Annotated in this window: 20 protein-coding genes; 14 read left to right on the forward strand and 6 right to left on the reverse strand. The window is 41.1% G+C overall.

Going from position 1 to position 21,259, the window contains the following annotated elements; all coding sequences use genetic code 11:
• Positions 1 to 58 precede the first annotated feature (58 nt).
• On the reverse strand, positions 59 to 3,925 hold the full coding sequence (rne, locus tag Q0779_RS03265; RefSeq protein ID WP_298769460.1) for a ribonuclease E: 3,867 nt from the start codon (positions 3,923 to 3,925) through the stop codon (positions 59 to 61).
• Between the two features lie 601 nt (positions 3,926 to 4,526).
• Between rne and rluC the strand changes: the two genes are divergently transcribed.
• Positions 4,527 to 5,510: a 23S rRNA pseudouridine(955/2504/2580) synthase RluC gene (rluC, locus tag Q0779_RS03270; protein WP_298769462.1), complete on the forward strand. Its 984-nt coding sequence runs from the start codon at positions 4,527 to 4,529 to the stop codon at positions 5,508 to 5,510.
• A gap of 109 nt (positions 5,511 to 5,619) precedes the next feature.
• Here the strand turns inward: rluC and Q0779_RS03275 are convergent, their stop codons facing one another.
• Positions 5,620 to 6,201 (reverse strand): nucleoside triphosphate pyrophosphatase, encoded by a 582-nt coding sequence (locus tag Q0779_RS03275; protein ID WP_298769464.1) that lies wholly within the window; start codon positions 6,199 to 6,201, stop codon positions 5,620 to 5,622.
• Positions 6,202 to 6,573: 372 nt separating this feature from the next.
• On the opposite strand from Q0779_RS03275, the gene yceD reads away from it, so the two are divergent.
• The 9 genes from yceD to Q0779_RS03320 all read left to right on the forward strand — a co-directional run bounded on the left by yceD (position 6,574) and on the right by Q0779_RS03320 (position 13,444).
• Positions 6,574 to 7,098 carry a 23S rRNA accumulation protein YceD gene (yceD, locus tag Q0779_RS03280; protein WP_298769466.1) on the forward strand — a complete coding sequence of 175 codons (525 nt, stop codon included), beginning with the start codon at positions 6,574 to 6,576 and terminating at the stop codon, positions 7,096 to 7,098.
• A 17-nt stretch (positions 7,099 to 7,115) separates the two neighbouring features.
• Positions 7,116 to 7,286, forward strand: a complete 171-nt coding sequence (rpmF, locus tag Q0779_RS03285) for a 50S ribosomal protein L32 (protein WP_020913118.1) — start codon at positions 7,116 to 7,118, stop codon at positions 7,284 to 7,286.
• Positions 7,287 to 7,301: 15 nt separating this feature from the next.
• Positions 7,302 to 8,330, forward strand: coding sequence for a phosphate acyltransferase PlsX (gene plsX / locus Q0779_RS03290; RefSeq protein WP_298769482.1), 1,029 nt, complete (start codon positions 7,302 to 7,304; stop codon positions 8,328 to 8,330).
• Positions 8,331 to 8,340: 10 nt separating this feature from the next.
• Positions 8,341 to 9,300 carry a beta-ketoacyl-ACP synthase III gene (locus Q0779_RS03295; RefSeq protein WP_298769484.1) on the forward strand — a complete coding sequence of 320 codons (960 nt, stop codon included), beginning with the start codon at positions 8,341 to 8,343 and terminating at the stop codon, positions 9,298 to 9,300.
• A gap of 34 nt (positions 9,301 to 9,334) precedes the next feature.
• Positions 9,335 to 10,261: an ACP S-malonyltransferase gene (fabD, locus tag Q0779_RS03300; RefSeq protein WP_298769486.1), complete on the forward strand. Its 927-nt coding sequence runs from the start codon at positions 9,335 to 9,337 to the stop codon at positions 10,259 to 10,261.
• 9 nt (positions 10,262 to 10,270) lie between these two features.
• Complete coding sequence (fabG, locus tag Q0779_RS03305; protein ID WP_298769488.1) at positions 10,271 to 11,017, forward strand: 3-oxoacyl-ACP reductase FabG; 747 nt, start codon at positions 10,271 to 10,273, stop codon at positions 11,015 to 11,017.
• A 163-nt stretch (positions 11,018 to 11,180) separates the two neighbouring features.
• Complete coding sequence (acpP, locus tag Q0779_RS03310) at positions 11,181 to 11,414, forward strand: acyl carrier protein (RefSeq protein WP_298769490.1); 234 nt, start codon at positions 11,181 to 11,183, stop codon at positions 11,412 to 11,414.
• 193 nt (positions 11,415 to 11,607) lie between these two features.
• On the forward strand, positions 11,608 to 12,846 hold the full coding sequence (gene fabF / locus Q0779_RS03315) for a beta-ketoacyl-ACP synthase II (protein WP_298769492.1): 1,239 nt from the start codon (positions 11,608 to 11,610) through the stop codon (positions 12,844 to 12,846).
• A 118-nt stretch (positions 12,847 to 12,964) separates the two neighbouring features.
• A complete protein-coding gene (locus Q0779_RS03320; RefSeq protein ID WP_298769494.1) occupies positions 12,965 to 13,444 on the forward strand; it encodes an acyl-CoA thioesterase in 480 nt (159 codons plus the stop codon).
• 59 nt (positions 13,445 to 13,503) lie between these two features.
• Here Q0779_RS03320 and cdd read toward each other — a convergent pair whose 3' ends face one another.
• Together cdd and sbcB are read right to left on the reverse strand one after the other, a co-directional pair.
• The gene (gene cdd, locus Q0779_RS03325) at positions 13,504 to 14,394 is read right to left on the reverse strand and encodes a cytidine deaminase (RefSeq protein ID WP_298769496.1); all 891 of its coding nucleotides are present in this window, start codon (positions 14,392 to 14,394) and stop codon (positions 13,504 to 13,506) included.
• Positions 14,395 to 14,487: 93 nt separating this feature from the next.
• Entirely contained in the window at positions 14,488 to 15,900 is a 1,413-nt protein-coding gene (gene sbcB, locus Q0779_RS03330; protein WP_298769835.1) for an exodeoxyribonuclease I, read from the reverse strand.
• A gap of 145 nt (positions 15,901 to 16,045) precedes the next feature.
• Here sbcB and rlmA point away from each other — a divergent pair, with 145 nt between their 5' ends.
• Positions 16,046 to 16,870: a 23S rRNA (guanine(745)-N(1))-methyltransferase gene (gene rlmA, locus Q0779_RS03335; protein ID WP_298769499.1), complete on the forward strand. Its 825-nt coding sequence runs from the start codon at positions 16,046 to 16,048 to the stop codon at positions 16,868 to 16,870.
• A gap of 401 nt (positions 16,871 to 17,271) precedes the next feature.
• The gene (locus tag Q0779_RS03340; RefSeq protein ID WP_248938898.1) at positions 17,272 to 17,478 is read left to right on the forward strand and encodes a cold-shock protein; all 207 of its coding nucleotides are present in this window, start codon (positions 17,272 to 17,274) and stop codon (positions 17,476 to 17,478) included.
• A 411-nt stretch (positions 17,479 to 17,889) separates the two neighbouring features.
• On the opposite strand, the gene Q0779_RS03345 is transcribed toward Q0779_RS03340, so the two are convergent.
• Positions 17,890 to 18,528: a DUF2057 domain-containing protein gene (locus tag Q0779_RS03345; protein ID WP_298769508.1), complete on the reverse strand. Its 639-nt coding sequence runs from the start codon at positions 18,526 to 18,528 to the stop codon at positions 17,890 to 17,892.
• A 439-nt stretch (positions 18,529 to 18,967) separates the two neighbouring features.
• On the opposite strand from Q0779_RS03345, the gene corA reads away from it, so the two are divergent.
• Entirely contained in the window at positions 18,968 to 19,915 is a 948-nt protein-coding gene (gene corA / locus Q0779_RS03350) for a magnesium/cobalt transporter CorA (RefSeq protein WP_298769510.1), read from the forward strand.
• A gap of 14 nt (positions 19,916 to 19,929) precedes the next feature.
• Here the strand turns inward: corA and Q0779_RS03355 are convergent, their stop codons facing one another.
• Positions 19,930 to 20,235, reverse strand: coding sequence for a DUF3135 domain-containing protein (locus Q0779_RS03355; protein WP_298769513.1), 306 nt, complete (start codon positions 20,233 to 20,235; stop codon positions 19,930 to 19,932).
• A gap of 153 nt (positions 20,236 to 20,388) precedes the next feature.
• On the opposite strand from Q0779_RS03355, the gene Q0779_RS03360 reads away from it, so the two are divergent.
• Positions 20,389 to 21,084 carry a 2OG-Fe(II) oxygenase gene (locus Q0779_RS03360; RefSeq protein WP_298769515.1) on the forward strand — a complete coding sequence of 232 codons (696 nt, stop codon included), beginning with the start codon at positions 20,389 to 20,391 and terminating at the stop codon, positions 21,082 to 21,084.
• Positions 21,085 to 21,259 lie beyond the last annotated feature (175 nt).

Genomic DNA, 21,259 nt, shown 5'->3' on the forward strand with positions numbered 1-21,259 from the left:
AAGGATATGAAAAAGCCATGCAAGTTTGCATGGCTTTTTGACTTAGGGTGTTAACCAATTAAGGTTTAGCGATATCCGCAGTGACACTGTTTGCCGTTTTAGCTTGTGGCGTAGCAGTGTTTGTTGCTGAACGGTCATATTGCTTCCCTTCTGGAGTGGCAACTTCTTCTCTGTTATCGACAACAGGCTTAGTGGTATCAGATGAGACCATAGTGCCAAAGCGGCTATGTTTTGCAGCCGATGTTTCTGGCTTTATCTGGGCTTGATTATCGGTATGCTCTGCTTTAATAATCACTTTACTTTCTGCCATAATCACATTGTCAGTGAGATTGACTTCTGCAGCCATTGGTATAACAGGTTTTGCCATTGGTGCTTTAGCTTGGTGAAGTACTTCGTTAGGCTTTACTGAGGTTGCTGAGCTGTCATCGACAGTCTCTGTAGCCGCAATCGCAATGGCTGATCCAGCACTGCTTTGAGCTGTATCTACCTGCTGGGTTGGTGCCTTGGCTACTGACTGAACTGAGGTATTGGTTACTTCAAGGTTATCAGTACTGCTTTCTGGCTCAGATAACACCGTATTTTGCTTAATCACTTTGTCTTCACTTTGTGTGGTGATCTTACTATCAGCTTCCCCTTGTTTGACTTGAGGTTGGGTGAGATCCGACTCGGTAGGCACAGGGGCAGGTGTTGCTACTTTTTCCACATTAACAACCTGAGGCGATGGACTCTCAGAGATAATGATCTCAGGTGATGTTGCCTCTTGATCTGCTTGAACAGAAGGACTCTGTGAGGTAGACGTTGACATTACCTTAGCGGGTGAAACCGGGGCAGAATGACTGACCATTTTAGCGGAGCGAGTCACTTTTCTTGCTTTAGTTGCTTTTTCCACAGGTGCAGCTTGTTGGCTTGTTTCAGGCTCTGATGCACATGTATCAACAGGCTCAACTTGAGGCGCTTTAGTGACTTTAGGTGATTGTACACTGGGAGACGTTGCAACGGCTGCACTGGTGCTTGCACTATTGACCCTACGCTGTTGTGAGCGAGGACGACTTACTGGTTTTTGAACCTTTTCATCTTGTCTGTTTTCAACTTCTGTCGATATTACAGTGTCAGCAACTTGGGCTTGTGGCACCTCAGCATGATGCTCAGAGGAAACGGAGAGTTCCGTTGTATTTACTGCTTGCTCGTCACTATCGAGGCGATTAGAGTCTGTTTGAGCAGGACTATGAGCGGGGTAGTTAACCTGTGGAGAGAAAGCGCCAGAACTTGCAATCCCAGTGGCAATCGGATCCTGCTGATCCTCATTTGACTCGATAAAATGCGTCACAGGAGCTTCATCATGTGATTGATGAGTCGACTCCGTATGAGGCGCGCTTTCATCGCGACGTCGGCGTTGTCCAGCAGCTCTGAGGTGACGAGGACTGCGGCGACTTCTACGTTGCCCTTCTTTAGCGTCTTTTACTCCTTGTACATCTTTAACCACTTGTGTATTGGCATCAGCTGTTACAGAGACTTCAGAAGTCGTTTGCTCAGCGGTGACACTTGCATCAATGGATAAAGGCGCTGTTTCAGTTTGTGCTTCGTTGGCAGTGGGTTTCACCACCGGTGACGCTTTATCTGATTGGGCTGTGATTTTACGTTTATGCTGCGACGTATCCTGAGCCGTTTGTTGCTTAACGGGCGCACTGTCTTGCTTAGCCGTTTTGTTTATTGGCTTTTCAATCGCGACATCCGTATTGGCCGATTGATTGTCGGTGGTCACATTTTGTTGAGCTTTAGGTTTTGCTTTGCGTGTTTGGCGCTTAGGTTTAGTGTTTTTATCCTCTTGAGAAGCATTGTTTGTAGGTGCAGTTTGCGCCTGTACTTTCTCATTCTCATTTTGTTGTTCATTATTAACGCGCACTTTTCGGCGCATATTCCGACGTTGGCGCCGTTCTCTAGCCACTTCTTGCTTAGGTTGCTGAGCATTTGACTCTTGTGATGTACTCGTGTCCTCACTACGCTGCTTACGCGTTTTATTATTGCTACGAGCCGTTTTGTTGAGTTCAGTCTTATCTTTGTTATTTCGATTGTCACTTTGACGATTGTTAGTCTTTTCTTTATTTTCTGAACGTCGGTTGTCATTGCGACGGCTGTTTCTATTTTGAGTATTACGCTGTGTTTTATTTTGACCTTGGCCTTGACGTTTTTTATTGTTGTCAGTTTGACTCTCTTCGGAGGTGTCACTGCTGAACAATCCACTTAATGCCGATAGCATACGAGAAATGAATCCCGGTTGGCTGGCTTTTTTCGCCGTTTTGACCTTAGTATTTTGAGTGGTGTTATTGGTCTTCTTTTGAGAAGAGAAACCTTTTAAAGCAGGTTCTTGTGGCGCTGCTCGTTCAAGTTTACGTGGCTCATAAAGTGCTGCTTCTGGTTTTTCAAGCAATTTATAGCTTGATTCACTAATTTGATCATCTTTGCGATGACGTGACACGCGATAATCTGGCGTTGTCATATTGGGATCAGGAATAACATACACTTCAACGTTATGGCGTTCTTCTGTTATACGGATGGCTTTTCTTTTCTCGTTTAATAAAAAAGCGGCGACATCTACAGGAACGACGGCTTCGATCTGTGAAGTATTTTCTTTAATGGCTTCTTCTTCCATTAAGCGAAGAATCGATAAAGCCAGAGATTCAGTGCCGCGAATGGTACCTTGACCATGACAACGTGGGCACAGGTGTGCAGCAGACTCTTCAAGAGAAGGGCGCAAACGTTGACGAGACATTTCCATCAGGCCAAAGCGTGAAATGCGACCTAACTGTACTCTCGCTCTGTCATGATGTACGGCATCTTGCATGCGTTTTTCGACTTCCCGCTGATGGCGAACCGGTGTCATATCGATAAAGTCGATGACGACTAGGCCACCTAAATCACGTAAACGTAGTTGGCGTGCCACTTCATCAGCGGCCTCTAAATTGGTATTCAGTGCGGTTTCTTCAATATCACCACCTTTAGTGGCACGTGCAGAGTTGATATCAATGGACGTTAACGCTTCGGTTGGGTCGATGACAATCGAACCACCTGAGGGCAGCCTAACTTCACGTTGAAAAGCCGATTCAATCTGTGTTTCAATTTGAAAGTGGGTAAATAAAGGCACTTCAGCTTCGTAACGTTTAATGCGTTCAACAAAATCAGGGCGAACGAGAGCAACATGTTCTTTAGCTTGCTCGAAAATACGTGGATGATCGATAAGGATTTCACCCACATCACGACGTAAATAATCTCGAATGGCACGAACAATGACATTGCTTTCTTGATGGATTAATACCGGAGCCTTGGCATTATCAGCTTCATCTTTGATAGCGCCCCAAAAATCAAGCAGGACTTTGAGATCCCATTTCAATTCTGATGGCTCTTTGCCGACACCTGCAGTACGTACGATTAATCCCATGCCTTGAGGCACATCAAGTTCAGCAAGTGCCGCTTTTAGCTCTGTTCGCTCATCACCTTCGATTCGACGAGAAATGCCGCCTGCTCTAGGGTTATTAGGCATCAAGACTAAGTAAGATCCCGCTAAGCTAATAAAAGTGGTTAAGGCTGCCCCTTTGTTGCCTCGCTCTTCCTTATCAATTTGAATGATGACCTCTTGGCCTTCTTTCACGACTTCTTTGATGTTAGGACGACCTTGGAAAGAGTAGCCTCTAGGGAAGTATTCTCGTGCAATTTCTTTAAGGGGAAGAAAGCCATGACGCTCAGCGCCATAATCAACAAAAGCGGCTTCTAATGAAGGTTCGACTCGTGTGATAGTCCCTTTATAAATATTGGCCTTTTTTTGTTCGTGGCCAGGGCTTTCAATATCAAGATCATAAAGTTGTTGCCCATCAACGAGGGCGACGCGCAACTCTTCTGATTGAGTTGCATTAATTAACATCCGTTTCATGATAACGTAATTCTTCTATATTAAGGGTCATGAAACGCCAGTACATACTCTGCATTACGGGCCTAGTTTATGTTATTCGTGCCTCACGGCAAGGTGCTAGGCAAAGGTGCGCATACCTGTTAGACGCATTCACTGCGTGTCGCATCCTATTTATGGCTCATTTTCAATGGTTACAAAAACAAGGAATTCGTTGTAAAACGTCAACCAACCCCATAAATTCTTTAATATCTGTCCAGTAATGCCAAATCGATGTACTTGCGCTTAATAACAAGTTTAAAATTAATGTTCGAATTTGGAGCTAGAATAAAGAAAAACCACATATAAGAAGTGGATTTTTACCTCGTTTAGTCGTGAAAGCACACTTAAATGGCTTTATATTAATACAACGACTTGCAAATCAACTATTTGCTACAAGTATAAAAATAATTTTAGGTTCTTTACCTAGGGTAGCAATATGGAAGAAAGGATCAGTTTTTATCAAACTTTCTTCCATATTTGAGAGGTAAATATAGCAATATTAGAGAAATTCATCAAATGGAAAGACACAATTCTTTTGTGTATGTTGTACAATAGGTGCCATAGAAAGACACTATGGCGTATCATGACTAATTCAACTCCTAATTCAGTATCCAATTTAGCTCCAAAAGTAACGGTAAAGTTAATAACAATCGATGAAGATCACGTAGGGCAGAGAATTGATAACTTCTTATTAACCCAATTAAAGGGTGTGCCTAAAAGTATGATTTATCGTATCGTGCGCAAAGGGGAAGTACGAGTCAATAAAAAGCGCATTAAACCCGAGTATAAATTGCAAGATGGAGATATTGTCAGAGTACCGCCGGTCAGAGTGTCTCAAAGCGATGCTCGTCCAGGTCCGAGTGCCAAGTTGACTAAAGTCTCACAATTGGAATCGCGCATCGTTTTTGAGGATAAATTCCTCATTGTGCTTAACAAGCCGGCAGGCATTGCTGTTCATGGTGGCAGTGGGGTTGATTTTGGCGTGATTGAAGCCATGCGTTCTTTGCGTCCACAACAGAAATTTTTAGAATTGGTGCATCGATTGGATAAAGATACGTCTGGTCTGTTATTAATTGCGAAAAAACGCAGTACATTAAAACATTTGCATGATCAATTACGCTTTAAAAAAATGCAGAAAGATTATCTAGCTTTGGTGCGCGGTGCTTGGCAGGCTCATGATAAAGTGGTAAAAGCGCCTTTGTTGAAACTGACTTTAAAATCTGGTGAGCGCATTGTTAGAGTCAACAAAGAAGGTAAAGCATCTGAAACCCGATTTAAGATCATGCAGCGATACAGTGGTTCGACATTGGTTCAAGCCAGTCCAGTCACTGGGCGCACCCATCAAATTCGAGTGCATTGTCAATATACAGGCCATCCTATTGCCTGTGATGATAAATACAGTGAACAAAAATTTGATGATGCGATGCGAGCACAAGGCCTCAACCGTTTATTTTTACATGCGGCTCAACTTAAGTTTATTCATCCTGATAGTGAAGAAATGATGCAAGTGAAAGCGCCATTGGATGAAGTATTAGAAAGCACATTGAAACAACTTAAAAAAGTGTAGTATTGGGCTATATGCCCATGCATCTTGAAGTATCATGGGTATAGGATCTACCGAGTGTTATTTTGTGAGCACTCGATAATTTTTTATCGATTGTTTTTTTGAACGTTTGTTATAAGCAGTGAATGCCGTGTTTAGCCAATAAATCAATTAAGCTTATCAAGGGTAAACCCACAAGGCTATTTGGATCTTTCCCTTCCAAACGCTCAAATAAAGCAATACCTAAACCTTCGCTCTTAAAGCTGCCTGCGCAATGAAGAGGTTGCTCTAGGTGGATGTAGTTTTCTATTTGCTGTTGGCTCAGCGAGCGAAAGTGAACAATGAAAGGCTCAACGATTGAATCCATTGTTTGTGTCTCAATGTTATAAATGGCGAGGCCAGTATAAAAGCTAATGGCTTGTCCCGATGCTTGTTTGAGCTGTTCAATTGCATTATGAATACTCAGAGGCTTACCGATAATACGACCATTGATCACTGCCACTTGATCCGATCCTATCACTATCCCTTTTTTGAATGTGCTTTGTGCACTCAGGGCTTTTTGCTCCGCTAATCGCCGAACAAGTTGTTGAGGTGTTTCGTGTTCAAAAGGAGTCTCATCAATATTGGGAGCATAAGGGGTAAAAGGGATGTTGAGCTTGTTGAGTAAGGCTTGTCTGTATGGTGAGGTGGAGGCGAGAATGACAGCTTGATGCATGGTTAAGGCTCATTGAATGGGTGATGATTGGACACTATTGTCACTAAAAGGCGGCGTACGCTGCAAGTGATTTAGTAAAAGAATGATAGATGTTTTTCATTGTAGTGAGTATGCTCAAAAATCATTCAGTAAGCATACAAGAATGATTGAATGCATTAAAACAGGCCGATCCTTGGACTAATTTAGCGAAAAAAGCACTAACCGCAGTTATTTTAAGCGTAATCACTTGAGTAAACGGGGAGTCTTGGGTAAAATTTGAGATCAGTCAATTTTAATTTTAGGGTGAAATTAAAAGTAAAGTGAACTCAATTTATGAGTAAATGTTATTTTTCTTTTGACTCTATGGATTTCAAACTATAATATGCGCGCCTTATGCAAACAGTAAAGATACCGGTTTCAATTGATCCCGTTCGCGCTGCCACAAGCCAGCTTTCTTATGAAGGCATTGTTTCTGGTAAGCAGTTAAAGCGATTAAATGAATTATGTGCCGGCGACTGTTCCGATGTAGCAGTGTCGATTGAATGTGGTGAAGATATACAGGGGATAGTCTACCTGAAAGGGAAGGCTGTGACGGAGCTCACTCTGCATTGTCAACGTTGCATGACACTTTTTACTACAGAGGTTACGGTCGAATTTAGTTTTGGTCTTTGTCAGAGCGAAACTGAAATCGATGAGCTCCCGGATGCGTATGAGCCTATTGAGTGCAATGAAATTGGCGAAGTTCGTCTGCATCAATTGATAGAAGATGAATTGATAGTATCGATGCCCCTCATTGCAATGCATGATGATGAAAACTGTCATCTTGGTGGTAAAGATATTGTGGTAGGCGAGATAGAACCCGCTCAACAGGAGCGTCCAAATCCGTTTGCAGTGTTAGAAAAACTGAAGAGCAAGTAATCTAGGAGACAGGGCCAATGGCTGTACAACAGAATAAAAAGTCACGTTCAAAGCGTGGAATGCGTCGTTCACATGATTCTTTGAGCACAGCTCAATTATCAGTTGATGCGACTAGCGGTGAACTGCATCGTCGTCACAATGTGACTGCTGATGGTTTTTACCGTGGTCAAAAGGTTATCAACAAGTAATTAGTTGATAACTTTATGACGAGTCTGACGCTTGCGTTAGATGCAATGGGAGGCGATTTTGGTCCTCGCATTACAGTGCCTGCTACTTTGCAGGCACTTCGTCTTCATCCCCAGTTAAAAATCATTCTGGTTGGTGATGAAGCGCAAATGACCCCTCTATTAGGCAATGTCCCCCCTGCTATTTTTAATCGTATTACTATTCGCCATACAACACAAACCGTTGCTATGTCTGATCAACCTGTCTTTGCCTTAAGGCATCGTAAGCAAAGTTCAATGCGTTTAGCGTTGGAAGCGGTGCAAGAGGGGGCGGCACAAGCGTGTGTTAGTGCGGGAAATACGGGGGCGTTAATGGCCATATCAAAAGTGCTATTGAAAACCTTATCAGGTATTCATCGCCCTGCGTTAGTGAGTTGTTTACCTGCGGTTAATAAAACACCTGTATATTTACTCGATCTGGGGGCTAATGTAGCCTGTGACGCTCAAGCCTTGGTCCAGTATGCTGTGATGGGATCGGTGCTGAGTGAAGTGGTTGATGCGACCTCTTTTCCTAAAGTGGCGTTATTGAATGTCGGAGTCGAGGAATTAAAAGGTAATGAGCAAGTACAAGCAGCTGCTCAGATGCTACAAAAAATGCCACACATCAATTATGTGGGCTTTATAGAAGGTAATGATTTATATTCTGGTGACGTGGATGTGATTGTTTGTGATGGTTTTGTGGGGAATATTACCCTTAAAACATCTGAAGGGATTGCACGTCTACTGGTCCAACAGCTTAAAAAAGGATTAACGCAAGGATTTTTTGTTCGATTTCTCGCCAAACTTATCGCACCACGGATTCGTTCTGTGTTAAATCAAATGAACCCCGACCACTATAATGGGGCAACTCTGTTAGGATTGCGCGCAATTGTAATAAAAAGTCATGGAAGTGCAGACGAAGCGGCTTATCTTAGAGCGATTAATGTAGCTGTGACAGAAGCGCAACGCCGACTCCCTCAGATGATTAAACAACGTCTTGAGTCGATCCTTTTAGACACTAAAAGCTGAAAAAATCCTTATGCATACAAAAATTCTCGGTACCGGTAGTTATTTGCCCGTACAAGTACGAAGCAATCAAGATCTTGAAAATATGGTTGAAACTTCAGATCAATGGATTGTTGAGCGTACTGGTATTTCTGAAAGAAGAATTGCCGCAGTCGATGAATCAGTAACGACTATGGGTTATCAAGCGGCATTGAAAGCCATTGAAATGGCTGGTATAGAGGCCAGTGAGTTAGACATGATAGTCTGTGGCACAACCAGTGCAACGAATGCTTTTCCAGCTGCGGCTTGTGAGATCCAAGCTAAACTGGGCTTGCATACGATCCCCGCTTTCGACATTGCTGCTGCATGTTCAGGTTTCGTTTATGCCCTTTCGGTTGCAGATCAATATGTGAAATCGGGTGCGGCAAAAAAAGTATTAGTGATTGGTGCCGATGTTCTGTCACGCTTGTGCGATCCTGATGATCGTTCTACCATTATTCTTTTTGGTGACGGTGCGGGTGCTGTGGTGGTGGGCGCATCAGACACTCCAGGTATTTTGTCGACCAGTATTTATGCAGATGGTCGCCAAGGTGATTTGTTAAAATCGGCTATTCCAACCCGTGGGCAATCTGTTGATGATGTGAGTGACTATATGCAAATGAAAGGCAATGATGTCTTTAAGGTTGCGGTGACGAAATTGTCTCATGTGGTTGTTGAAACATTGAAGCAAAATAATATTGAAAAATCTGATATTGACTGGCTAGTGCCTCATCAAGCCAATTTTCGTATTATCAAGGCAACAGCGAAAAAATTAGATATGAGTCTTGATAAGGTCGTATTAACGTTAGCCAAACATGGCAATACTTCAGCAGCTTCAGTGCCTATAGCATTGGATGAAGCTGTGCGTGACGGGCGTATTCAGCGTGGCCAAATGTTATTACTTGAAGCATTTGGGGGTGGATTTGCTTGGGGCAGTGCGTTAATCCGCTTTTAACTAAAAAGCAGAAATAATATATAGGGTAGAGATAATGGAAAAGACGGCTTTTGTGTTTCCTGGCCAAGGCTCTCAATCTGTGGGTATGTTAGCCGAGTTGGCGACAGAGTATCAGATTATTGAACAGACCTTCCGTGAAGCAAGTGATGTGTTAGGCTATGATTTATGGGCACTGGTTCAGGAAGGCCCAAGTGAGACATTGAACGAAACGGATAAAACACAACCCGCATTATTAACGGCAAGTGTGGCTATTTGGCGTGCTTATACCCAAGCCCAAGGCCGTTTACCAGCAATACTAGCGGGCCATAGTTTAGGTGAGTATTCGGCTCTAGTGTGTGCTGGCGTGATTGATTTTCAAGCTGCCGTAAAGCTGGTGCAGCTTAGAGGTCAGTTAATGTTAGATGCCGTTCCTGCAGGAACAGGGGCAATGTACGCCATTATAGGTTTAGATAACGACAGTATTGATGAAGCTTGTCATGAAGCATCACAAGGTGCAGTCGTTAGCCCTGTTAACTTTAATAGCCCCGGTCAAGTGGTAATCGCGGGTGAAAAAGAAGCGGTTGCTCGCGCAGCGATTCTCTGCAAAGAGAAAGGGGCTAAAAAAGCTATGCCACTTGCAGTGAGCGTACCGTCACATTGCGCATTAATGAAGCCTGCGGCAGATAAATTGGCTGAAGCGCTGACAGAGGTGGAGTTTAAAGCGCCGTTGATTAATGTGGTAAATAATGTGGATGTCAGTGTTGCTCAAAGTAGTGAAGCGATAAAAGATGCCTTAGTGCGTCAGCTTTATTGTCCTGTTCGTTGGACTGAAACCGTGGAGCAATTTGCAAAAAATGGTATCGAGCGTTTGTTTGAAATTGGGCCTGGAAAGGTGTTAACAGGTTTAACGAAACGTATTGATCGTTCAATTTCAGCACAAGCGATAAATGATGTCGCTTCTTTCTCAGCATTGACTGAATAAGGAATTTAAATGAGTATTCATTGTGATTTATCTGGGCAGGTTGCATTAGTGACGGGTGCAAGTCGTGGTATTGGACGCGCAGTCGCAGAAAGCTTAGTTTCGGCAGGTGCTATGGTGATCGGAACGGCAACGAGTGAGCGAGGTGCGGAAGCGATCCAAGCCTACTTAGGCGATAAAGGCCATGGATTAATGTTAAATGTGACCGATGCCCAGTCTGTGACGGAACTTTTTGCTACAATCAAAGACAAAGTAGGTGAAGTTAACATTCTTGTGAATAATGCGGGTATTACTCGTGATAATTTGTTAATGAGAATGAAAGATGATGAGTGGCAAGATATTGTTGATACTAACTTAACGTCTTTATTTAGAACATCTAAAGCCGTTATGCGCCCAATGATGAAAAAACGTGCGGGGCGTATTATCAATATTGGTTCTGTTGTTGGTACAATGGGTAATGCAGGGCAAACTAATTATGCCGCGGCAAAAGCTGGATTAATTGGTTTTACTAAATCACTCGCAAGAGAGGTTGCATCTCGTCAGATAACAGTGAATGCTATTGCACCTGGATTTATTCAGACTGACATGACAGATGAGCTGACGGAAACGCAACAACAAGCTATTATGTCACAAGTGCCAATGGAAAGATTAGGAAAGCCACAGGAAATTGCTGATGCTGTTCTCTTTTTAGCGTCGGATTCGGCAGCCTATATCACAGGTGAAACACTCCATGTGAATGGCGGCATGTACATGGTATAAAAATAACGAGTAGACAATTATTGAAAATTTTGGTGGTATTTTATATCCATTTTAGGCTAAATTTGTGGTTAGACCACACAAGTTAAGCTTGCATTGTCAGCGAATTTCAATAAAATACTCATAATCTTACGCACGAGCGTAATTTGAATAGGAAAGAAAACTAATGAGCAACATCGAAGAACGTGTAAAGAAAATCATCATTGAGCAACTAGGCGTTAAAGAAGAAGAAGTTAAATCAGCAGCATCTTTCGTTGACGATTTAGGCGCAGATTCTCTAGACACTGTTGAGTTGGTTATGGCGCTAGAAGAAGAGTTTGATACCGAGATCCCTGATGAGGAAGCTGAAAAGATCACTACTGTTCAAGCAGCGATCGACTATGTTTCTAAGAATCAGTAATTAGAATTCTTAGAAAACAGGCGGCATTATTGCCGCCTGTTTTTGTTTCTGTCTATGATGGTGATGGGTCATCAAGCCAAATTTTATTCTCATTTCCATTTCTTAATGCTTCCGCCATTCTAGGCAATATAGATTAATAGTATGTACTCTGTATACTATTGTGATTTTCCAACCAAATGATGAAGGTGACAGCGTGTCTAAACGTCGTGTAGTCATAACTGGCTTAGGCTTAGTTAGCCCTGTAGGTAATACTGTAGATTCTTCCTGGAAGGCATTGGTTTCAGGTAAAAGTGGTATTGCGCCTATTACTAAATTTGACGCGAGCGAATATTCGACTCGTTTTAGCGGCTCAGTAAAAGATTTTGATGTTGAGCAATACTTATCGCGTAAAGATGCGCGTAAGATGGATTTGTTTATTCAATATGGTATGGCTGCGGGCATACAGGCCGTCACTGATGCCGGTCTTGAAATGGAAACGCTCGATCCACGCCGTGTCGGCACAGCAATTGGTGCCGGCATGGGTGGCATGCCATTGATTGAGCAAAATTTTGCAGCATTATCTAAAAGTGGTCCAAGAAAAATTTCGCCTTTTTTTGTACCGAGCACGATTATCAATATGATAGCAGGGCACCTGTCGATTAAATATGGCATGAAAGGTCCCAATTTTGCGGTCACAACAGCTTGTACAACGGGTGTCCATAATATCGGTTTTGCCGCGCGTACCATTGCTTATGGTGACGCAGATGTGATGGTGGCTGGGGGCGCTGAAGATGTCACTTGTCCGTTAGGTGTGGGCGGATTTGGCTCAGCGAAAGCATTATCAACCCGTAATGACGATCCGCAAGCCGCTAGTCGTCCTTGGGATAAAGACAGAGATGGCTTTGTTATTGGTGATGGTGCAGGTGTTATGGTCATGGAAGAGTATGAGCATGCTAAAGCCAGAGGGGCAACCATTTATGGTGAGTTGGTTGGGTTTGGTATGAGTGGGGATGCTTTTCACATGACATCGCCGCCAAGTGATGGCGAAGGTGCAGCAGCTGCCATGGTTAATGCAATGAATGATGCAAAGATTGAGCGAGAGCAAGTCGGTTACATTAATGCGCATGGTACATCTACGCCAGCAGGTGATAAAGCGGAGGCGGCTGCAGTTAAGTCAACGTTTGGCGATCATGCTTATGACTTGATGGTCAGTTCAACTAAATCGATGACTGGTCACTTACTGGGCGCTGCAGGGGCAGTTGAAGCGATTGTGACCCTGCTTGCGTTAAAAGATCAAATTATTCCACCTACTATCAATTTAGATAATCCTGATGAAGGTTGCGATTTAGATTTTGTGCCTCATACAGCAAGGGAGCATCAATTTGACTATGCATTGTGTAATTCCTTTGGTTTCGGTGGCACCAATGGGTCATTGCTGTTTAAAAAAATCTAATTGACTGATTGACCGTATTGTTTAAAAGCGCTTAATGAAGCGCTTTTTTTGTTGATAAGCTTTTAGATGATTTTTATCATACACTTTATAGGTGTTGTATTCGGTGTTGAGGGGAATTATGTCTGGTAAAGAAAATGCAATAACACTGAGGTTTTTAGCTGAGCCTGCGGATGTCAATTTTGGTGGTAAGGTGCATGGTGGTGCGGTCATGAAGTGGATCGATCTCGCGGGTTATGCTTGTGCAGCTGGCTGGAGTGGAAAATATTGCATTACAGCCTATGCCGGTGGCATTCGTTTTTTAAAACCGATTTATGTGGGCAATATTGTTGAAGTGAGTGCAAGGGTGAGTTACACAGGACGGACATCAATGCATTTAAGTATTGAAGTCAAGGCTGGGGATCCCAAGGGTGCTGAACGTCATTTAACGACCAATTGTATTTTAATTATGGTGGCCGTTGATGATGCGGGTTCTCCTACGCCGGTTCCTGAATGGGTACCAAAAACCAAGCTAGAAATTCGAGATAGAGAGTCTGCGTTGAAGTTGATGGAATTAAGAAAACAGTTAACGGAGCACATGGCGTCTCATTCTGCTTTATAACAGCAAGAGCGTGCCAGATAAAAGCCATTATATTGAATAATGGCTTTTTTGCTCTTGTATTATGCTGGTGTTGCCAACAGGTGCTCTAATTCTATTTGACTGACAGCATTGAGTGCATCTTTTGTTGCACCAATGAGCGAGACTTTACCTTTCGATGATTCAATTAAGATTGCTCGTGAGATATCGGCAAAATCTTGGCCGTATCGTACCATGACAGACAGTGCCATTTGCATGGGTAACATTGATGGATTAAAGGCGGCATTTTCAGCATATTGACCACAGTATTGTTTTCCATCATGTGTTTCTAATAGTACTGCGGCGTGGTTATGCGTATAAGGCGCATAACTTTTATTGGCATGTTCAAGTGCAGACTGTACGGCAGGATCCGTTGACTTTAGGGAATGTGGATTATATTGTGCAGATAATAATGGTTGCTTAATATTCAAGTCACTAGGGCCAAAAGCATAAGGCAGGTAATGGGTTAATGACTGTGGGTTTTGCTTAGGAAGGTGAATGGTGATGTCATGACCTTTGACCAGTTCATTCATAAATTGTCGGCAATGACCACAAGGAGACGCATTGACTATGATATCGGTGATGTATTTTTCACCATTTAGCCAAGCATGACTGATGGCACTTTGTTCTGCATGGACAGAGTGAAACAAGGCTTTACCTTGCAATTCGATATTTGCGCCCATATAAATGTCACCGCTGGCCCCTTTCGCAATAGCGCCAACGTAAAATTCACTGATAGTGGGGTTAGATAGTGCTGCAGCAATGGGCAGTAATTGAAGGAGTAATTGTTCTTCGCTTAACTGGGTGGCATTGACCAGTTCTTGTAATTGCTGGGCATTAATATGCCCAGAAAAATCATCTGTCAATAACGGTGCTAAAGCATTAGCCAATGAATGAGATAATGTGTTTATGGGTTCAAGAAATCGATCCTGCATGAACCACTCCTACTGCTATTATTTTTATTGGCAGCCAATACTAACATAGAAAAAAACAAAGTGTGCAGTGGTTCAATGCAGATTAATCATCTTTCATAGAGATTGCAGGTAGTGACACAGTGCTGTGAGTAGTTTTTGCTTATTTTCATCACTAGCGGTTTCTTCAATTAAATTCTCTAGATTAATCATGTAAGCAGGATCATTGAGCCTGTCTTGGCAAAAAGTACGCCATTTATCTTGCTCATCTTGGTTAAGTGTTTCTGGATAGTTACGGCCGCGGTAGCGAAATAGCATCTCTTGGAGCCTTGTATCGTCAAAATCCAATGTTAATGCTGCGAGATTATTGGGTTGTGTATGCCTAATAATCTCCATTTTATCTTTATCTGCTTTACTGAAAAAGCCGCCACTATAAAGCTGAAGATCGGGATCTGTGATGTGTGTTTCATGGGGCAATTCAAATAAAGCAATAAGCTTTTCTCTGATCTCTGGGTGCTGTTTAAGGCGTTTGTATTGTTCTCTGGCAAAAGATTTGTCGATAGCTAAGCGCTCTGCATTCTCATCGGTGAGGGTTTTTGCTGGGGCAACGAAAGGACACTTATTAATGTGCACTTGTTTAATACCAATGGGTAATTCATTATCTGCAAGCTCATTGTGTTTGGTATACATACGCTTTTGAATTTCTTCAACGGATAATTCAATGAGTGGAGTGATATCCATATTAAGATTAATGCATATTACCGCATTTTTATTGGTGGTATGATAAGCAACCGGGGCAATAATAGCTGTACAGCCGTTGAGGGCGCTGATCTTTGAACTGACATGAATAAGCGGTTTCATTTCAAGCACATCAATATATTGATTAACAGCTTGTTTTCGCCTTAAACCAAAATAATACTCAAAGAGTTTGGGCTGAACTTTTTTGATGAGCTTAGCAATAGCAATAGTGGCATAGACATCGGACATCGCATCATGAGCTTTTTCATGATTTAACTGATTGGCCCGTGAGAGATCTTCGAGTTTAAAGCTTGGGGAGCCATCATTTTTTTCTGGCCAAATAATCCCTTCAGGTCTAAAGGCATAGCATGCTCTGACCAAATCAATCAGATCCCAACGAGCATTACCGTTTTGCCATTCTCTTGCATAAGGATCAAAAAAGTTACGATATAAGCCGTAACGAGTGACTTCATCATCAAATCGTAACGAGTTATAACCAACAACACAGGTTTGTGGTTGGCAAAATAACTGATTAATGCGGCTCATAAATTCCGCTTCAGGGACACCTTTTAAGTTTGCAAGTTGTGGGGTGATCCCTGTGATCAAAATCGCTTCGGGTGAAGGGAGGTAATCTTTTGCTTGCTGACAATAAAGATTAATCGGCTCATCAATGATATTTAAATCCATGTCTGTACGTATGCCGGCAAACTGCGATGGGCGATCTTTGGCTGGATTGGCACCAAAGGTTTCATAGTCGTGCCAGAAAAAAGTGGGCTGAATGGCTAATGGCATGTATAACGTCGCTGCAGTAAATAAGTTGATGAATGTAATGATAACATTAATCATCAGATCCATGCTGTATTCTCTCGTTTCTTAGGTATAAAATGCAACGAAATCTCGCTTGATAGCGAGATATTACCATTGGATAGGAATTATCATGAAATACCGTTGTCCCTTATGCTTTCACGCATTAGTGCTACAAGACAATAGTTGGCGTTGTCAAAGTAATCATGTATTTGATTGCGCAAAAGAAGGCTATGTGAATTTATTACCAGTACAAAAAAAGAATTCGAAGGATCCTGGGGATAATAAACCTATGATTGTGGCTCGTAGAGAATTTTTAAATAAAGGTTATTATCAAGCGTTAAGTGATCGAGTTAATGAGCTGGCGACTCAATTTGCTTCGACTATGACATCCGCGTTAGACATAGGATGTGGTGAAGGTTACTACAGCCATCGTTTATTGGAATCGCTGATAGGTAATAAAGAGGAAAAAGCCCCTTTATCATTTCATGGATTGGATATTTCCAAATCAGCGCTAAAATTTGCATCGAAACGTTATCGAGACATTGATTTTAGTGTTGCAAGTGCTTTTGAAATGCCTTTTTTCGATAACAGTGTTGATTTTATGCTGAGAATTTATGCACCTTCCCTTGATGAAGAGCTTAAGAGAGTGATGAAGCAAGAGGGCATTTTACTCACGGTATCAGCCGGTCCTAAGCATCATTTTGAACTAAAGGAGCTCATTTATGATGAGCCGGAGTTACATACTGATGAGCAAAGTCATATTGAAGGCTTTGATTTATTGCATCACGAACGGCTTAAATGGGTGTTAGAGATGGATAAAGAGAGTGATATTACTCATTTTCTGAATATGACCCCTTATGCGTGGAAGTTAACGGATGAGCAAAAGCATGATTTAGCTCATGAAGGGCTGAGCTGCCAATTGGATTTCAAAATTGAGGTATTCAAAGCCATTTAGGCTATTAAGCTAAAGCCTTATTAACTGGAATATGAGGTGATTATTTTTTATATGAAAAACTGAATATTTTATTTTGACGGTTTAACCGTGACAGAGATGAGTTTAACTCATTGTTCATATTGACTGTTTTAGTAAAAACTTCTGTTTAGAGCTTTAATTCTATTTGAAATGTGCTGGAATTAAAAGCAACTGACCGAAATATAAGTGAAAATATCTGTTCTTATGTTTTTATTGTTTGTTGACTTATCCTGTGAATAGGTTATAGTTAATTCAGCTTGAAAGTTGGGCTTATTTATGTGTGTTTCAATACGACCTGTTCGTCCTGTCAACATTAAGTAAACCGGCATTTTCCAGCGTTACCGCCGTTAAGGCTTTAATTTATATATACAGGATTTAATATCATGTCACAAACTACTGGTGTCGTTAAGTGGTTCAACTCTGATAAAGGTTTCGGATTCATCGAGCAAGAATCAGGCCCAGATGTATTTGTACACTTCCGTGCAATCAACTCAGACGGTTTCAAAACTCTTGACGAAGGTCAAAAAGTTTCTTTCACCGTTACTCAAGGCCAAAAAGGCCCTCAAGCTGAAAACGTTACTGTCGTTTAAGTTTGAAAATTTACTTGGGTTAATTCAATTTAACTAAGTAAACAAAAAATTCATAAGAGCTGTGTTTAACACGGCTCTTTTTTCATTTCTGCTTTTATCTTTCTTCATTTTTCCTCTGAAACACCTATTTAATTAGCACTTTTTTGTATTTTATTTTTTAGACTCGTTGATTTTAGAGACAATGGGTGCCTCATATTAATCTGAAAAATCATTGAACCCTTTGCCCAGTCCCTTGAACACATTTGCGTGTACTATTGTAAAAGTGAATGTTGACGATAGGAAAGCTGGCTGTGTATGGTAATGAAAGGCGTTAATCAAGAAAACCCTCAAACTAACAGAATAAAGCTGTATCTCTTAGATTGAGGAGCAATAATGAATGCCATATTTTTTGATAATTAAAGAGGTAAATCTTTAATTATTCTCAATTCGTTTTTTGAAACTGGCTCTGGTTGCTTCATCGGCTTGACTGTACCAAAAGTCGAGCATTTGCCCTACATTAACTTGGCTATTAACAGGGGTTGTTGCATTGGATACTTGTGATGTCGTTTGTGGGGCAATAGCCGGAGTATTTTTTACGAGTGTATCCAGTGCTGCGGGTTGACTGGTTTGATTATAAGCGGCTATTTCAGCCTCATAATCACGACCAAATTGTAATCCTTTTTTCATCAGCTTCCCTTGTTTAAAAGGGACTGAATTTCCTGTCTTATCGGTGAGTGTGAGTTGAGGTTTATGGTTAAATTGTTGGGCCGCATTCATGGTTCGTAAATTGGGAAGGCTTAAGGAGTATGAGGCATTAAAACCTTCAAATGTCATAATGATGACATCGGAATCAAATGAACTCTCTTGATCTTGCTGATAAAAATTACCTTGGTAACGAAAAGCGACTTGATTAATGCCGTTGGGTAGTTTTATTTTTTCATTTCCAGAAGCATCCTTGCCATTGACTAAAATGAGATCAGAATTATAAGGCATTTTAAGGGTAACATTGGCTAAAACTGGAAAACCAACACTGAGGGTGATAAGTGCTGCGAACAAGGGCATTTTTTTCATGATATATCCAGTGAGTGATTATAAAGTTTAATGAAAGTTAATGTTTTAGCATAGCATCGGCCATTGGGTCTGAATACGGAAAAATGTCTACTTTTCTCCTTTTTTGCTGTGCAATGGGATTAATCTGTACAAATGCGCTTTTGTTGTTACCATCTTGTTCTTTATGGTGTTTAATTGTTAATTTTCTTTGGGTTAATATAGATTACTTCTTAAAAGAAGCAAGAGTGGTGAGTGCTTTACAAATGAATTTGAGCGCTAGTGATTTGTTGTTTATATTTGCTGGCTCATAAACAAGGGCTTTGGTGCTATGATTCAACTACAATTGACATAATATTTGTTCATTTGGGGGGATTAGTTCTATGAAAGGCTGGCTAATAGGGTAAAATGATAGAAGTTTTTTAGTATTTGCATTTTTATAAAAAGTGTCTTTGGGGGAAATATGATAACAGCCTATGTCTATGAAGATCGTCATCTTACGATCAGTGAATTAAACATACTGGATACTATTCCTCCTGGTACCATTTGGTTAGATCTGTATAAACCTGATGATGAAGAACGGGTTTGGTTGAGTGGTTTTTCAGTTGAAGAAGTACCAGATGAAGAGGATATTAATGAAATTGAGGCTTCTGCTCGTTTTTATCAGAATAAAGATGGCTTACATATCAATTCATTATTCCCACAGCGTGCAGGACAAGATGTCAGAGGTGTTAACGTATCATTCAATTTGAGAGATAACTTTTTATTGACGATACGTGAAGAAGAAGTGGGGTTAATACGCTTATTACGAAATTATTTACGTTTAGGTCGGATTGAAGTTGCAACACCTCAGGGGCTTTTCTTGGAGTTATTTAATTTAAAAGTCGATTACCTTTCTGATTTAATAGAAGATGTTTATACAGTATTAGAAAATGTCAGTGAAGAGGTTTTTAAAAATGAAGAGCTGGATGATGTGTTTAAACTCATTACTCGTCAAGAAGACTCAAATGGAAAGATACGGTTAAGTTTACTTGATACTCAACGTTCATTGCGCTACATGCAAAGGTACTATCGTGGGGAATTATCGGAGCATGAGTTAAAAGATTTGCGGGAAATGTTATCAGATATCGAGTCTCTAATGCCGCACAGTCAGTTTATTTTTGATAAGTTGAATTTTTTATTGGATGCTGCCATGGGCTTCAGTGGGTTACAGCAAAATAAAATCATTAAGATTTTTTCCGTTGCAGCGGTCATTTTCCTCCCTCCAACGGTTATTGCCAGTGGTTACGGAATGAACTTTGTTCATATGCCTGAACTTCAATGGACTTTTGGCTATCCAATGGCTATTTTGATGATGTTTGGTAGTGCTGCGGGAACCTATTTTTTCTTTAAGCGTAAAGGCTGGCTATAAAGTCGTTACAGGGTTCATATTGATTTTAATTTCATTACACAAGTAGGCATGTGATTTGTGCCTGTTTGTTCGAGCACTGAAGATAAATGGTTGAGTTTTTCGGTTAAGACTGTCATTGCGAGGTGGCTTCTTTCACCGCCATTGTGGCATCGATTGAGTCGCAGCATTAAATTATGTTGGATACACATGAGTTGGTGTTGATGATTTGGGTGTGTTGTGGTGATGGTTTCGTTTGTTAAGCGTTCTTGTAGTTTATTCAATGCTTGGGGATCGTGTTTGGCTAACCACTTTAATTCATCAAAAGGGGGTAAAGGTTCCATCTTATCTCCTCATTTATTCTTATAACATTAACGTTAGTCTAGTTTTCTACTTTTATCGAGTGAGCTTAAGTCTCAAGGGGATTTATACATTTACTTTATAAACACATACCTTTTACAATGAGATAATTTTTATTGTTTGGGTGTAGGGCGTGTATGGATTTTATTGAAGTATATGAAAATGCAATTCCAGAGAGCTTATGTGATGAGTTGATGACGGTGTTAGATCAACATAAAGGGACGGTTCGCGGGCGAACGGGTCATGGTGTTGATGTCGATAAAAAAGATAGCTTAGATTTAACTTTAGATAGTTTTGCAGATTTAAGTGGGTTAAGAAATACTTTATTAACGCATGCATTAAAGCCCATTACACAATACTTTGATCAATATTCAATGGCTTTGATGGGGGCTGTTGCTGTCAATGTTGCAGATGATAAAGGCGACTCTGTGACTTTGACTCCTGATAATTATGAGGCGTTGGGGAGACCAAGAGCACAAGCATTAGTAAAATATTTATATAGAAGTGGTTCCATCAACATTCAAAAGTATCAAAAAAATAAAGGGGGATACCCTCACTGGCATTCAGAGCAGTTTCCCCAATTAAATCATAATGAAGCTTTACATCGTGTTGTGCTTTATATGTTTTATTTGAATGATGTTGAAGAAGGAGGAGAAACCGAGTTTTTCTACCAAAACAAGAAATTAAAGCCTAAAAAAGGCACTATGGTTATCGCTCCTGCCAGTTTTACACATAGTCACCGTGGGATCACGCCAAAAAGTGGTGATAAATACATTGCAACGTCTTGGGTAATGTTCAACCGTGCAGAACAATTGTATGCACCAATGAAGTAGGTAAGCTTCATTGGGGTCACTGACTGATGATTTTTTAATTAACTTGAGTGCAGAGCTTCCACTAATCGTAGAGTGCTAATGGGAAGCTCGCCTTGGTTGCAATCAAAATGTCGACATTTAGAAAAAGAACAAGTTAATAGAACAAGGTATGATTTAATTATTTTCTGGCACGTAT

This window comes from uncultured Shewanella sp. (genome assembly GCF_947491715.1).
In the GTDB taxonomy this organism is placed as follows: domain Bacteria; phylum Pseudomonadota; class Gammaproteobacteria; order Enterobacterales; family Shewanellaceae; genus Shewanella.

Coding starts and splice junctions, on each gene's coding strand:
- rne (WP_298769460.1), bottom strand. CDS start 3,925: ATGAAACGGATGTTAATTAATGCAACTCAATCAGAAGAGTTGCGCGTC.
- rluC (WP_298769462.1), top strand. CDS start 4,527: ATGACTAATTCAACTCCTAATTCAGTATCCAATTTAGCTCCAAAAGTA.
- Q0779_RS03275 (WP_298769464.1), bottom strand. CDS start 6,201: ATGCATCAAGCTGTCATTCTCGCCTCCACCTCACCATACAGACAAGCC.
- yceD (WP_298769466.1), top strand. CDS start 6,574: ATGCAAACAGTAAAGATACCGGTTTCAATTGATCCCGTTCGCGCTGCC.
- rpmF (WP_020913118.1), top strand. CDS start 7,116: ATGGCTGTACAACAGAATAAAAAGTCACGTTCAAAGCGTGGAATGCGT.
- plsX (WP_298769482.1), top strand. CDS start 7,302: ATGACGAGTCTGACGCTTGCGTTAGATGCAATGGGAGGCGATTTTGGT.
- Q0779_RS03295 (WP_298769484.1), top strand. CDS start 8,341: ATGCATACAAAAATTCTCGGTACCGGTAGTTATTTGCCCGTACAAGTA.
- fabD (WP_298769486.1), top strand. CDS start 9,335: ATGGAAAAGACGGCTTTTGTGTTTCCTGGCCAAGGCTCTCAATCTGTG.
- fabG (WP_298769488.1), top strand. CDS start 10,271: ATGAGTATTCATTGTGATTTATCTGGGCAGGTTGCATTAGTGACGGGT.
- acpP (WP_298769490.1), top strand. CDS start 11,181: ATGAGCAACATCGAAGAACGTGTAAAGAAAATCATCATTGAGCAACTA.
- Q0779_RS03320 (WP_298769494.1), top strand. CDS start 12,965: ATGTCTGGTAAAGAAAATGCAATAACACTGAGGTTTTTAGCTGAGCCT.
- cdd (WP_298769496.1), bottom strand. CDS start 14,394: ATGCAGGATCGATTTCTTGAACCCATAAACACATTATCTCATTCATTG.
- sbcB (WP_298769835.1), bottom strand. CDS start 15,900: ATGCCATTAGCCATTCAGCCCACTTTTTTCTGGCACGACTATGAAACC.
- rlmA (WP_298769499.1), top strand. CDS start 16,046: ATGAAATACCGTTGTCCCTTATGCTTTCACGCATTAGTGCTACAAGAC.
- Q0779_RS03340 (WP_248938898.1), top strand. CDS start 17,272: ATGTCACAAACTACTGGTGTCGTTAAGTGGTTCAACTCTGATAAAGGT.
- Q0779_RS03345 (WP_298769508.1), bottom strand. CDS start 18,528: ATGAAAAAAATGCCCTTGTTCGCAGCACTTATCACCCTCAGTGTTGGT.
- corA (WP_298769510.1), top strand. CDS start 18,968: ATGATAACAGCCTATGTCTATGAAGATCGTCATCTTACGATCAGTGAA.
- Q0779_RS03355 (WP_298769513.1), bottom strand. CDS start 20,235: ATGGAACCTTTACCCCCTTTTGATGAATTAAAGTGGTTAGCCAAACAC.
- Q0779_RS03360 (WP_298769515.1), top strand. CDS start 20,389: ATGGATTTTATTGAAGTATATGAAAATGCAATTCCAGAGAGCTTATGT.